This window comes from Streptomyces tubercidicus, from assembly GCF_027497495.1.
In the GTDB taxonomy this organism is placed as follows: Bacteria; Actinomycetota; Actinomycetes; order Streptomycetales; family Streptomycetaceae; genus Streptomyces; species Streptomyces tubercidicus.
The window spans coordinates 5,577,964-5,589,778 of record NZ_CP114205.1; the positions used below are offsets into that span (position 1 = coordinate 5,577,964).

The following is an 11,815-nucleotide window of genomic DNA, read 5'->3' on the forward strand; positions in this document are numbered from 1 at the left end:
TCGACCAAGTGGACGTACCCATACGCCTTCGATCTGGGTATGTTCCTCGCCGTCAGGGCAGCCCGTCGGCGAGGAGTCAGTGCCGTGCCGGAAACACAAGATCCCCACGTAACCCAGCCTTCGGCCACGAAGTTCGTCTATGACTTCACCGAGGGCAACAAGGAGCTCAAGGACCTGCTAGGCGGCAAGGGTGCGAACCTCGCCGAGATGACCAACCTTGGGCTTCCGGTCCCTCCCGGCTTCACGATCACCACTGAAGCCTGCAAGGTCTACCTCGACAGCGGCACCGAGCCCGCGGCACTGCGTGCCGAGGTCTCCCAGCACCTCGATGCCCTTGAGCAGAAGATGGGCAAGAAGCTCGGCCAGGCCGACGACCCGCTGCTCGTATCAGTCCGTTCCGGGGCGAAGTTCTCCATGCCCGGCATGATGGACACCGTCCTCAACATCGGCCTCTCCGATGCATCGGTTTCCGGCCTCGCCGCGCAGGCCGGTGACGAGCGCTTCGCGTGGGACTCCTACCGCCGCCTGATCCAGATGTTCGGCAAGACCGTGCTGGGCGTCGACGGCGAGCTCTTCGAGGAGGCGCTGGAGGAGGCCAAGCAGGCCAAGGGCGTCCGCGTCGACATCGACCTCGACGCCGCCGACCTCCAGACCCTGGTCGCGCAGTTCAAGGACATCGTCGCCAAGGAGACCGGCCGCGACTTCCCGCAGGAGCCGCGCGAGCAGATGGACCTCGCGGTGCGCGCGGTCTTCGACTCGTGGAACACCGACCGCGCCAAGCTCTACCGCCGCCAGGAGCGCATCCCCGGCGACCTCGGCACGGCCGTCAACGTGTGCTCCATGGTCTTCGGCAACCTCGGCCCCGACTCCGGCACCGGCGTCGCCTTCACCCGCGACCCCGCCAGCGGACACCAGGGCGTCTACGGCGACTACCTGCAGAACGCGCAGGGCGAGGACGTCGTCGCCGGTATCCGCAACACCGTGCCGCTCGCCGACCTCGAAAACATCGACAAGGCGTCGTACGACGAGCTGATGCAGATCATGGAGACGCTCGAAACGCACTACAAGGACCTGTGCGACATCGAGTTCACCATTGAGCGCGGCAAGCTGTGGATGCTGCAGACCCGGGTCGGCAAGCGCACCGCCGGTGCCGCCTTCCGGATCGCCACCCAGCTCGTCGACCAGGGCCTGATCGACGAGGCCGAGGCCCTCCAGCGGGTCAACGGCGCGCAGCTGGCGCAGCTGATGTTCCCCCGCTTCGACCTCGGCGCGAAGTCCGAGATGATCGGCCGCGGTATCGCCGCCTCCCCCGGTGCGGCGGTCGGCAAGGCCGTCTTCGACTCGTACACCGCCGTCAAGTGGTCGCGCTCCGGCGAGAAGGTCATCCTGATCCGCCGCGAGACCAACCCCGACGACCTCAACGGCATGATCGCCGCCGAGGGCATCCTCACCTCCCGCGGCGGCAAGACCTCGCACGCCGCCGTCGTCGCCCGCGGTATGGGCAAGACCTGTGTCTGCGGCGCCGAGGAGCTGGAGGTCGACACCAAGGCCCGCCGGATGACGACCCCCGAGGGCACCGTCATCGAGGAGGGTGACGTCGTCTCCATCGACGGCTCCTCCGGCAAGGTCTACATCGGCGAGGTACCGGTCGTACCGTCCCCGGTCGTGGAGTACTTCGAGGGCCGGATGCACGCCGGCGCCGAGGACGCGGACGAGCTGGTCAAGGCCGTCCACCGGATCATGGCGTACGCGGACCGGGTGCGCCGGCTGCGCGTACGGGCCAACGCCGACAACGCCGAGGACGCCGGCCGCGCCCGCCGGTTCGGCGCCCAGGGCATCGGCCTGTGCCGCACCGAGCACATGTTCCTCGGTGAGCGCCGCGAGATGGTCGAGCACCTCATCCTGGCCGACAACGAGACCGACCGGGACGCCGCGCTCAGCCAGCTGCTGCCGCTCCAGAAGGCCGACTTCATCGAGCTCTTCGAGTCGATGGACGGGCTGCCGGTGACCGTCCGGCTGCTGGACCCGCCGCTGCACGAGTTCCTGCCCGACATCACCGAGCTGTCGGTGCGGGTCGCGCTCGCCGAGGCCCGCAAGGACGCCAACGAGAACGATCTGCGGCTCCTCCAGGCCGTGCACAAGCTGCACGAGCAGAACCCGATGCTGGGTCTGCGCGGTGTCCGCCTGGGCCTGGTCATCCCCGGTCTGTTCGCGATGCAGGTGCGCGCGATCGCCGAGGCGGCCGCCGAGCGCAAGAACGCCAAGGGCGACCCGCGTGCGGAGATCATGATTCCGCTGGTCGGCACCGTCCAGGAGCTGGAGATCGTCCGCGAGGAGGCCGAGCAGGTCATCGCCGAGGTCGAGAAGGCCCACGGCGTCAGCCTCAAGCTCACCCTCGGCACGATGATCGAGCTGCCCCGCGCCGCCCTCACGGCCGGTCAGATCGCCGAGTCGGCCGACTTCTTCTCCTTCGGTACGAACGACCTCACGCAGACGGTCTGGGGCTTCAGCCGCGACGACGTCGAGGCCAGCTTCTTCACCGCCTACCTGGAGAAGGGCATCTTCGGCGTCAGCCCGTTCGAGACCATCGACAAGGACGGCGTGGGCTCCCTGGTCCGCAACGCCGCCGCGGCCGGCCGGGCCACCCGCCCCGACCTCAAGCTCGGGGTCTGCGGCGAGCACGGCGGTGACCCGGAGTCCGTCCACTTCTTCCACGAGGCCGGACTGGACTACGTCTCCTGCTCCCCGTTCCGCATCCCGGTCGCACGGCTGGAGGCGGGCCGGGCGGCCGCCGAGTCCAAGGGCAGCGACAGCCGCTGACCCCACCGGGGCACCGCGGGCGCCTGGCGCGTCCGCGGCGTCCCTGACAGCCCACCGGAGCCGGCGGTCACGGCACCCTCACCCTCACCGCCGGGCTGTCGGCTCCGGCACCCCGACGAGGGCGGCACCTGTGCGGAGGTGCCGCCCTCGCTTTCGGGTGCGTGGCCGGTGGCCCATCTCTCGCGGGGCGGGCCGTCACATCCAGACGTTGTGGCCGCCGCCCCGCCATTCGATCAAGTCGTGGTCGTCGAGCGACACCACGTCGGTGTCCAGACCGGCCCGGCGCAGAAACTCCAGAAGATCGATGCTGCTGTACGCGAGGCCGAGGATCTCGCCCTCGATCGTGACGCGCCGGCCACCGGTCGGGGACGGCGGATGCACGATGACGGGCGGGTGCTCGGCCATGCCTCCAGCCTGCGCCTGTGGTCCCGGGGGTGCATCCGGTGGGGAGGAGTGGGGATCTCCGTGGACGAGGACGGCACCTGTGCGGAGGTGCCGCCCTCGTTTTCTCCGGACTCCCCCCTCGGGAGCTGCCGCCACCCCGGTCGGCGCGGGAAGGCGGCCTTCAACGGGGCTGCCGAGCGGCCGGTTGTGTGCCCATCACCCCCCACGGGATCGAGCAACCCGGTCCGTTCGTGCCGCCGTTGAATTGAGTACAGCATTCCTCCGCGGGCCCTGGTGGCGCGACCACTTTCAAGTCTGGCCAAAAGGGCATGGTGACCGCGCGTGTTGGCGTGCATACTCAGGCGTGCCGGGGGCCGACTGAGGAAACCAGGGGTGGGGGTTCGGTGTTACGCGTCCATTTCAGTGGACTCGATCTGGCCCGTGTGCGCATTGCGGCACGCCCGGACGCACTGTGGGAGACCGTCTTAAGCTTTCATCGGCTACGTGACAGACGGGACGATTCGGCGTTCGGTAAATGGCGATCGGAAACACGGGGAAGGTTGAATGGCGAAGCGCGTCTGCTGGCACCACTGGTGCCCACCCGCGGCTATTTTCCGGATTTCCTGACGCCCGCCGAAGGGCTGCTCGGGATGGGTGACGCGCTCGCCGCCCTGCGGGAGACGCCCTCCGGACGGCTGGGCGCCGAACTCGCCCGGCTCTCCACTGCCGCCCGCCCGTTCCCGTCCTGGATACGGGCGATGGCCGACGGCGACACCCGCGCCCTCGGCCGGCTCGCCGGGATACTCCAGCGCTACTACGAGGCGGCCGTCGCCCCGTACTGGCCGCGCGTCCAGGGCCGTATAGAGGCCGACCGGGCGGCCCGCGGCCGGGCGCTGCTGGACGGCGGCGCGGACCGGCTGCTCGCCTCGCTCCCGCCGATGATGCGCTGGCGCCCGCCGGTCCTGGAGGCCGACTATCCGGTGGACCGCGATCTCCACCTCAACGGCCGGGGCCTGTTGCTGCTGCCGTCGTACTTCTGCCGCCGCACCCCCGTCACGTTCCACAACCCGGAGCTGACGCCCGTCCTGGTCTACCCCGTGGAGCACCCCGCGCCCCGGCTCACCCCCCAGCTGCCGCCCGAGCGCTCGCTGGGCCGGCTGGTCGGCCAGACCCGCTCCGCGATACTCCAGCGGATCGGCGTCGGCTGCACCACCAGCGAACTCGCCCGTCGCGCCGATGTCTCGGTGGCCTCCGCCAGCCAGCATGCGACGGTGCTCCGCGACGCCGGTCTGCTGCTCACCCTGCGGCAGGGGAACGCGGTGCTGCACACCCTCACCCCGCTGGGCGCGGCCCTGCTGCGCGGTGCGCGCCCGTCGGAGGAGGCGGCGTACGAGCGGCTGCGATGAGGGGCGCTGGGGGTGGCTGCGGGGCTGCCAAGGGGCTTGTGCCGGGCGGCTGGTACACCACCCGGCCCCTGGGCGCCGCCACCGGCGCTCCGGTCAGTACGGGCGGTCGCCCGCGATGGCGACCCGTTCGGCGACCCGGCGGTGTGCCCCGTAGTCGTTCACGGCGTAGTGCTGGGTGGCGCGGTTGTCCCAGAACGCGAGATCCCCCGGCTGCCAGCGCCAGCGCACCTGGAACTCCGGCACCTGCGCCTGCTGGAACAACAGCCGTAGCAACCGGTCGCTCTCCGCCCGGCCGAGCCCCACGATGTGGGTGGTGAAGGACGCGTTGACGAACAGCATCCGCCGCCCCGTCTCCGGGTGCCGGCGCACCACCGGATGCTCGACCGGCGGGAACTCCTGTTGAAACGGCGCCAGTTGAGCGGGGGAGTAGAAGCGCGCGAAGCCCGGAAGATAGTCGTGCACCGCCCGCGCCTCATTGACCCGTGCCTGGATTTCCGGAGGCAAATTGTCGTATGCCGCCGCCATATCGGCCCACATCGTGTCGCCGCCGACGGGCGGCACCTCGCGCAGTTGCAACACCGCGCCCATCGCCGGGCGTTCCCGGAACGTCACATCCGTGTGCCATACATTCTCGAACGTCGGGACCGCGTCGGCCGCCTTGTCGAAGCGCACCACGTCCTTCGAATCACGGTGCGCCAGCAGCGGATTGGTCTCCAGCTCGCCCCAATTCCCGGCGAATTCCCGCTGTGCGCGGGAGCTCAGCCGCTGCCCGCGGAAGAACAGCACCTTCCACTCCAGCAGCGCCCGGTTCAGCTCCGCCCGCAGCTCCCCGGACAGCGGCCGGGACAGGTCCAGCCCACGGATTTCGGCCCCGATGGTGGCCGCCTGAGGTACGACCTCGAAGCGCTCGTAGGGCCGCTCGTCCCATCCGTCGGGGGTCCGGCGCAGCAGGCGGGGGCCTTCGTACAGGCCGTCGGCGGGGATGCGGTGGGGGCGCAGCGCGGGTGTGCGGGAGGCCGGGCGGGCGGCCGTTCGGGAAGCTGTGGCATCGGCAAGGGTCGTCAACTGATCCTCCTGGAAGGGAAAAGGGAGGGGAGAGGGAGCAGAGCAGGGCGGGGCAGCGTGCGGTGGGGCGCGGGAGGGCGGCGTCGCCGGGGCGCCGGCCGGGCCGGGCGCCGGATCACCGGCGGCCGGACATCAGCTCACGGAGCCGTCAGGACGTACAGGAACAGCCGGCCGGGGGAGATCCCACCCGGCCGCGGCGGCGCAGAAAGCTCAGGCCGCGGGGCGCGCACTCGCCGTGGGGGCCGCGGTCGCGCGGCTCCGCCTCACGGACGTCCAGGTGCGTGCTCATGCCACGCACCGTACCCCCTCAGCCGGGTGTCCTCAATGCGTCAGTCATCGATCCCACTGCGCTCCACCCCCGCGACGATGTACCGCTGCAACAGCAGGAACACCACCACCAGCGGGGCGATCGAGACCGCCGCGGCCACGAACAGCTCATGCAGATTGAGGTTCTGCGCGGTGGTGAACGTCGACAGGGCCACCTGCACCGTCCATGCCTCCTGGTCCTGCCCGATCACCAGCGGCCACAGGAACGCGTTCCAGGCGCCGATGAAGACGATCGTGCCGACGGCGGCGAAGACCGGCCGGGCGTTGGGCACCACGATGCGCCAGTACGTCCGCCAGTAGCCGAGCCCGTCGACCCGCGCCGCGTCCTCCAGCTCCCGGGGGAAGCCCAGGAAGTACTGCCGGAAGATGAAGCAGGCGAACGCGCTGAACAGCGTCGGAATGACCAGCCCGCGCAGCGTGGAGATCCACCCGAGCGACGACACCAGCACAAAGCTCGGCACGAACGTCACGGCCGCCGGGACCATCAGCGTCCCCAGGATCGCGTAGAAGACGGCATTGGCGTGCCGGTACGGAATACGGGCCAGGCCGTACCCCGCGAGCGAGGCCAGCAGCACCGTACCGGCCGTCGTCGACACCGCGATCAGCGTGGAGTTGAGCAGCGCCCGCCCCAGCGGCAGATTCGGGTCCTGGAACACCTCGGTCAGATTCGACCACTGGAGCACCCGCGGGAAGAACGTCCAGTCGGGCGCGGTGATGTCCCGTTCGGTCGCCAGCCCGTTCCGCACCAGCAGATAGAACGGCACCAGGAACAGCAGCGCCAGGGCGACCAGCAGCACCACCCGCAGCGCCCGCCCGGCCCGCGTCAGGGCATCGTCCATCCCGCTCACTCCTCCTTGCGGCCGAGGCCGAACCAGCGGGCCTGCACCACCGTCGCCAGCGCGATGATCAGCGCCAGGATCACCGCGCCCGCACTGCCCAGCCCGAGGTTCTGATCCCGGCCGAGCGCCGTGTAGTAGAGATAGACCAACGGCGGCCGCGCATACGGCGGATAGCCGCGCGCATCGCTCAGCAGGTTGTAGAACTCGTCGAACGCCTGGAACGCATTGATCACCAGCAGCAGGACCACCGCCACGGACGTGGCCCGCAACTGCGGAAAGGTGACATACCGGAAGGTCTGCCAGCCGGGCCGCGCCCCGTCCACCGCCGCCGCCTCGTACAGCTGCGGCGAGATCCGCTGCAGCCCGGCCAGAAACAGGATCATGTAGAACCCGGCCTGCAGCCACAGCCGTACGGTCACGATGACCAGCCAGTACCAGGGCGGATCGGTCGTCGACAGCCAGGCGGTGCCGTCCGCCCCGAACCACCCCAGCACGGTGTTGGCCAGCCCGAACCGCACCCCGTTGAAGATCGACAGCTTCCAGATCACCGCCGCGACGACATACGAGCAGGCCGTCGGCAGAAAGAACACCGACCGGAAGAACGCCTGGGCGATCCGCAGCCGGTTGACCATCAGCGCCAGCCCCAGCGAGAGGGCGTAGGTGGCCGGCACGATGAAGACCGTGAACAGCGCAAAGGTGCCGAGGCTGCCGAGGAATGCCTCGTTGGTCACCATCGCCGTGTAGTTGCCCAGCCCGACGAAGTCCGAGCCGGACGGGCTCACCGTGTTGTGCGCGTCGAAGAAGCTCAGGTAGACGCTCCATGCCAGCGGCACGTACGTGAACAGCCCCAGCCCGAGGGCGAACGGGCCGACGAAGGCCCAGAACCACAGGTTCCGCCGCTGGGGGCCCAGGAGGCGGGCGCCGAGCGGGCGTCGTCGCCCGGCATCCGGCACCGCCGGGGTCCGGGACGGTGGCGGATGCTCTGCGACTGCCCCTCCGCTCCCTCCCACTGTCATTTCTTCTTGACCCGCTGCAGCTCGGCGTTGACCTTGCGCACCACGGTCTTCAGCTCACTCTCCGGGTTGGCGCCGTCCTTGATGATCCGGCTCAGCGCGTCCTGATAGGCGGTACGGTCCGCGGTCGTCCACAACAGCGGTTCGGCATAGCCGTGATCGGTCGCGAACCGGACCGCGTCCGCCGCCGGCCCCTGCCGCAACTGCTCGGCTTTCTTCGCCAGGGAGATCCGGGCCGGGATGTGGAAGCCGTACGAGAGCGCGAAATCCTGCTGATAGTCGGTGCGGTCCACCCACAGCCACTTCGCGAAGGTCTTGGCCGCCGCCTGGCGCTTGCTCCTCGCACTGACCGCGCAGGCATAGGCGCCGACCTGAACGGAAGGCTTCCCGCCGCTTCCGTCCTTCGGGAACGGCAGCACCCCGAAGTCGTCCCCCAGCGCCTTCTCGATCTGCGGCAGCGCCCACAGCCCCGACCACTGCATCGCGGTCAGCCCCTGGATGAACGCGGCCGGATCGGACCAGTCCGTAGGGGCGCCCAGCAGCAAGGACTTGTCCGCGTACAGCTGCCGGATCTTCCCGAGCGTCCGGGCCGCCGCCGGATCATCGAACCCGGCCTTCCCGTCCTCGGTGATCAGACTCAGCCCGGCGGCGAACAACGGCGTCCCGCCCAGCACCCCGACCCCACCGTCATTCCCCAGAAACAACCCCTTGCTCTTCCTCCCGCTGAGCTTCTTCGCCCCGTCCACCAGCTCATCGAGCGTCCGCGGCGGCTCGACCCCGGCGTCCCGCAACAGGCTCTTGCGGTAATAGAGCAGCTGCACGTCCACGACCTGCGGGATGCCCCAGACCTTGTCCTGCCAGATCTTCGGCGCCAGCGCGGCCTGGTGGAAGTCATCCTTGACCGGCTCGACGACCTCGGTCAGATCGGCCACCTGCCCGCCCTGGATCTGCTCCAGCAGCGGCCCGTTGGCCTCGAAGACATCCGGCCCCGAGTCGGTGAGCAGCGCCGCCGCCGTCTGCCGGTCGTAATCCCCCGGCCGCCACTGCACCGAGACCTCCGCCTTCCGGTACGCGGCGGCATACCGCTTCACGGCCCGCTCGGCGCCCGGCTCCCCGTACTGGTGGTACCACTGACGGATCTCCGGCCCCGAACTTCCGCCACCCCGCCCGGTGTTGGACCCACACGCCGTCGCCAGCCCCGCGGCCAGGGCGCCCCCGCCCGCGGCCGCCAACACCCTCCGCCTGCCGATCTCCACCATGGCAACCCGCCCCCTGCGTCGTCACGTCCCGGTGATGGTCGATCACCGACGGTGTGATCGTCCATGGTGCCGTATGGGTGGGATGGGCGGCAGGGGGTCTTTGCTGTGTGGCGCCTTTGTCCGAACTGCGCCTGCCTCTGCCTGCCCGCTCGGGACAATGCGGAGATGACCTCGGACAGTGATGACGACCGACAGCGCGAGAGCGGAGCACCGGGGAAACTGCGCGGAACGGCGGTGTTGCTGCGGCCGACGACGGAAGCGGACGCCCCCACACTGGACCGCATCGTCCGGGAACCGGAAGTGGCGGCGTGGTGGTCCGTGCCCGACGACTACCAGGAGATGCTCGCCATTCTCCTCGACGACGAGGTCATCGGGGCGATCCAGTACTCCGAGGAGACCGACCCCGAATTCCGGCACGCAGCCATCGACATCTTCCTCACGTCGAGCCGGCACGGCCGGGGCCTCGGCACGGACGCCGTCCGCACACTCGCCCATTGGCTGATCCACGCCCGTGGCCACCACCGCCTGACCATCGACCCGGCCGCCGCCAACACCGCCGCCATCCGCAGCTATCGCAAGGTCGGCTTCAAACCGGTGGGAATCATGCGCGCGTATGGGCGTGACTATCGGACGGGTGGGTGGGCGGATGCACTGTTGATGGATCTGTTGGCGGATGAATTGACGTGAAGGGGCGGGGAGATACTGAGGGAGCGAGCGATCCGGCGAGGCGGGCCGGCAGATGCATTTGCTCTGCTGCCGTTAGGTGCCTGCCTGTCCCGCCCCGTGTCCTCAGTCCTGTACCCATCCGTCTTCCGCTAGAGCGGCCAGGCCCTTCTCCACGTCAGCCCGCCCCGGGCCGCCGGGTGACCACGTTGACCAGTAGATCGCCATATCGAACACCATCTCCCCCTGGTCCCTTTGGACTTGAAACTCAAACGGTGCGTGCAGGATGGACGCACCGATCGGTCCGTAGACCCAGTCACTCCCCGCATGCCTTTCGATGGGGTGGTGGAGGTGGTAACCCGCCACCTCAATCCGAATGCTGCTGCGCTCGTGCCGGCCATCGTCATCGGGCAGGCGCGCGGCCGTGGCGTTGAATGCGAGATCTTCCCAACCCACGGCCGGCTCGTCGCTGTCGTCAGAAGAAAGAAAATCCTTGATGAAGCTGGCGGCAGTGGCCGCATCGAACTCTTCCGCGAGGGTCGGCAGTTCGTTCCGGTAGCGCGAGTTTGCGTACAGCCTTTCAGGGAGGCGACGGCGTCGCAGCATGCCGTGTTCCCGCCGGGGCCTGGGTGAAGGGAGCGGCAGATCGAACTCGTCGTCCCAATATGCCGCCGTAATCTCCATGGAGAGCGGAAGGCACAGTCCCTCGGAAAGGAGGATGCCGCCCGTCAGGTGGCGAATGACTTGTCCTCGGCGAGGATCCCGTCCTGGTCCCATCGCTGACGACGCACTCGCCTGCCCTGAAGATTGAAGACGGAGTGCTCGGCCAGCTGCCCATTTGGGTACCACTGGCGCCACTCTCCGATGGCAAGACCGTACCTGGTCTGTCCTTCGTTCTTCTTCGACCCGTCGGAATACCACTCGGCCTGTGGACCGGATGGCACGCCCTCGACGTAGGAAATCTGAGCGACCACCCGGCCCGTGCCGTCCCGGTGAACGACTTCACCGGTCAATAGTTCATCCTCGTAGTGGACGCGGAAATCGTCGTCCAGGTAGGTGTCTTCATACTCGACGAGCATTGTTATCCCGTTGCGGGAGGTATTCGCTTCAGCATTTGCGGTAGTGGGCGATCCCTGAATCCGGGGGGATGCTGTGTGTGCGGCCGTTCCTGCTACGCGGGGGACTGGCGCTGCTGGCGGTAGAGGGCGATGGCTGAGTCCGTGGGGAGGTTGGGCACGGTGACGGTTTCGCCGGTGTCCTTGGCCACGATGATTGTTGCTCCGCCGGGCGGAGCTGGCTGAGGCTCGCCCGAGTCGTCGGTGGTGTCGGGGTACTCGGCGTACACGAGGTAGCCGATGTCGAATTCCTCGACCTGCATCGGAGCGGGGGAGCCGTCGGCCAGCGTGGGCTCGGCATAGCGACTACGGACGATGGCGAGCGCTTCGTCGGGGGTGGCTGGCGGTGCGGGGATGTCCTGGGGCATAGCCGATTCTCTCCTGACTCTCCTGGCGAGCATTGTTCTTGGGTGGGGTGGTTCTTGCGCGGAGACTGTTCTTCCGTGGGTAACCCGGGGGCGCGGTCACCGTGCAACAGCGCGGTCAGGACGCGAAGGGACTGATTTCCGTGAGGTTTCCGTCCTCGTTCCACTTCTGACGACGCATTGCGAATTCACTGCGCATGGCCATATCTCACGCCGTGTAGGTCTTGTCCACAGTGAGGTTTCCGTCCTCGTCCCACCTCTGGCGTTGCAGGTACCTCCCCTTGGGGCTGAAGACGGAGAACTCGGCGAGTTGGCCGTTTGGGTGCCACGTACGCCACTCGCCGACGGCCACTCCCAACCGGCAAGTGCCCTCCTCCTTCTTCGACCCATTGGGGTACCACTCGGTCTGTGGGCCGGACTCGTAACCTTCGAGGTAGGTGACGAGGCTGATCACTCGGCCCTCTTCGTCGTGCGTAACGACTTCGCCGGTGAATGGATTGTCTTGGTAGTAGACGATATTGCCGTTTTCCAAGTAGGTGTCTTCGTCGTCGATGCGCAT

The 11,815-nt window shown here is 68.6% G+C and carries 13 protein-coding genes; 3 read left to right on the forward strand and 10 right to left on the reverse strand.

Going from position 1 to position 11,815, the window contains the following annotated elements:
- Nucleotides 1–39: 39 nt before the first annotated feature.
- Nucleotides 40–2,820 (forward strand): pyruvate, phosphate dikinase, encoded by a 2,781-nt coding sequence (gene ppdK, locus STRTU_RS24230; RefSeq protein ID WP_246241457.1) that lies wholly within the window; start codon nt 40–42, stop codon nt 2,818–2,820.
- 195 nt (nt 2,821–3,015) lie between these two features.
- On the opposite strand, the gene STRTU_RS24235 is transcribed toward ppdK, so the two are convergent.
- A complete protein-coding gene (locus STRTU_RS24235) occupies nt 3,016–3,225 on the reverse strand; it encodes a hypothetical protein (protein ID WP_159746118.1) in 210 nt (69 codons plus the stop codon).
- A 539-nt stretch (nt 3,226–3,764) separates the two neighbouring features.
- On the opposite strand from STRTU_RS24235, the gene STRTU_RS24240 reads away from it, so the two are divergent.
- Nucleotides 3,765–4,610, forward strand: a complete 846-nt coding sequence (locus tag STRTU_RS24240; RefSeq protein WP_159746120.1) for an ArsR/SmtB family transcription factor — start codon at nt 3,765–3,767, stop codon at nt 4,608–4,610.
- A gap of 93 nt (nt 4,611–4,703) precedes the next feature.
- Here the strand turns inward: STRTU_RS24240 and STRTU_RS24245 are convergent, their stop codons facing one another.
- The 5 genes from STRTU_RS24245 to STRTU_RS24265 all read right to left on the reverse strand — a co-directional run bounded on the left by STRTU_RS24245 (nt 4,704) and on the right by STRTU_RS24265 (nt 9,113).
- Complete coding sequence (locus STRTU_RS24245; RefSeq protein ID WP_371873650.1) at nt 4,704–5,675, reverse strand: TauD/TfdA dioxygenase family protein; 972 nt, start codon at nt 5,673–5,675, stop codon at nt 4,704–4,706.
- A 148-nt stretch (nt 5,676–5,823) separates the two neighbouring features.
- Nucleotides 5,824–5,964 (reverse strand): hypothetical protein, encoded by a 141-nt coding sequence (locus STRTU_RS24250; RefSeq protein ID WP_158092687.1) that lies wholly within the window; start codon nt 5,962–5,964, stop codon nt 5,824–5,826.
- Nucleotides 5,965–6,004: 40 nt separating this feature from the next.
- Nucleotides 6,005–6,841 carry a carbohydrate ABC transporter permease gene (locus STRTU_RS24255; protein WP_159746122.1) on the reverse strand — a complete coding sequence of 279 codons (837 nt, stop codon included), beginning with the start codon at nt 6,839–6,841 and terminating at the stop codon, nt 6,005–6,007.
- A gap of 5 nt (nt 6,842–6,846) precedes the next feature.
- Nucleotides 6,847–7,857: a carbohydrate ABC transporter permease gene (locus STRTU_RS24260; protein ID WP_159746124.1), complete on the reverse strand. Its 1,011-nt coding sequence runs from the start codon at nt 7,855–7,857 to the stop codon at nt 6,847–6,849.
- The gene (locus STRTU_RS24265) at nt 7,854–9,113 is read right to left on the reverse strand and encodes an ABC transporter substrate-binding protein (protein WP_174878917.1); all 1,260 of its coding nucleotides are present in this window, start codon (nt 9,111–9,113) and stop codon (nt 7,854–7,856) included. The genes STRTU_RS24260 and STRTU_RS24265 overlap by 4 nt, the downstream gene beginning before the upstream one ends.
- A 165-nt stretch (nt 9,114–9,278) precedes the next feature.
- Here STRTU_RS24265 and aac(6') point away from each other — a divergent pair, with 165 nt between their 5' ends.
- Entirely contained in the window at nt 9,279–9,800 is a 522-nt protein-coding gene (gene aac(6') / locus STRTU_RS24270; protein WP_159746126.1) for an aminoglycoside 6'-N-acetyltransferase, read from the forward strand.
- A gap of 102 nt (nt 9,801–9,902) precedes the next feature.
- On the opposite strand, the gene STRTU_RS24275 is transcribed toward aac(6'), so the two are convergent.
- The 4 genes from STRTU_RS24275 to STRTU_RS24290 form a co-directional block, all read right to left on the reverse strand.
- The gene (locus STRTU_RS24275; RefSeq protein WP_159746128.1) at nt 9,903–10,460 is read right to left on the reverse strand and encodes a hypothetical protein; all 558 of its coding nucleotides are present in this window, start codon (nt 10,458–10,460) and stop codon (nt 9,903–9,905) included.
- A 44-nt stretch (nt 10,461–10,504) separates the two neighbouring features.
- Entirely contained in the window at nt 10,505–10,855 is a 351-nt protein-coding gene (locus STRTU_RS24280) for a toxin-antitoxin system YwqK family antitoxin (RefSeq protein WP_159746130.1), read from the reverse strand.
- 92 nt (nt 10,856–10,947) lie between these two features.
- Nucleotides 10,948–11,259, reverse strand: coding sequence for a hypothetical protein (locus STRTU_RS24285; RefSeq protein WP_159746132.1), 312 nt, complete (start codon nt 11,257–11,259; stop codon nt 10,948–10,950).
- 205 nt (nt 11,260–11,464) lie between these two features.
- Nucleotides 11,465–11,815, reverse strand: a complete 351-nt coding sequence (locus tag STRTU_RS24290; protein WP_159746134.1) for a toxin-antitoxin system YwqK family antitoxin — start codon at nt 11,813–11,815, stop codon at nt 11,465–11,467.

Coding starts and splice junctions, on each gene's coding strand:
- ppdK (WP_246241457.1), top strand. CDS start 40: ATGTTCCTCGCCGTCAGGGCAGCCCGTCGGCGAGGAGTCAGTGCCGTG.
- STRTU_RS24235 (WP_159746118.1), bottom strand. CDS start 3,225: ATGGCCGAGCACCCGCCCGTCATCGTGCATCCGCCGTCCCCGACCGGT.
- STRTU_RS24250 (WP_158092687.1), bottom strand. CDS start 5,964: ATGAGCACGCACCTGGACGTCCGTGAGGCGGAGCCGCGCGACCGCGGC.
- STRTU_RS24255 (WP_159746122.1), bottom strand. CDS start 6,841: ATGGACGATGCCCTGACGCGGGCCGGGCGGGCGCTGCGGGTGGTGCTG.
- STRTU_RS24260 (WP_159746124.1), bottom strand. CDS start 7,857: ATGACAGTGGGAGGGAGCGGAGGGGCAGTCGCAGAGCATCCGCCACCG.
- STRTU_RS24265 (WP_174878917.1), bottom strand. CDS start 9,113: ATGGTGGAGATCGGCAGGCGGAGGGTGTTGGCGGCCGCGGGCGGGGGC.
- STRTU_RS24275 (WP_159746128.1), bottom strand. CDS start 10,460: ATGGAGATTACGGCGGCATATTGGGACGACGAGTTCGATCTGCCGCTC.
- STRTU_RS24280 (WP_159746130.1), bottom strand. CDS start 10,855: ATGCTCGTCGAGTATGAAGACACCTACCTGGACGACGATTTCCGCGTC.
- STRTU_RS24285 (WP_159746132.1), bottom strand. CDS start 11,259: ATGCCCCAGGACATCCCCGCACCGCCAGCCACCCCCGACGAAGCGCTC.
- STRTU_RS24290 (WP_159746134.1), bottom strand. CDS start 11,815: ATGCGCATCGACGACGAAGACACCTACTTGGAAAACGGCAATATCGTC.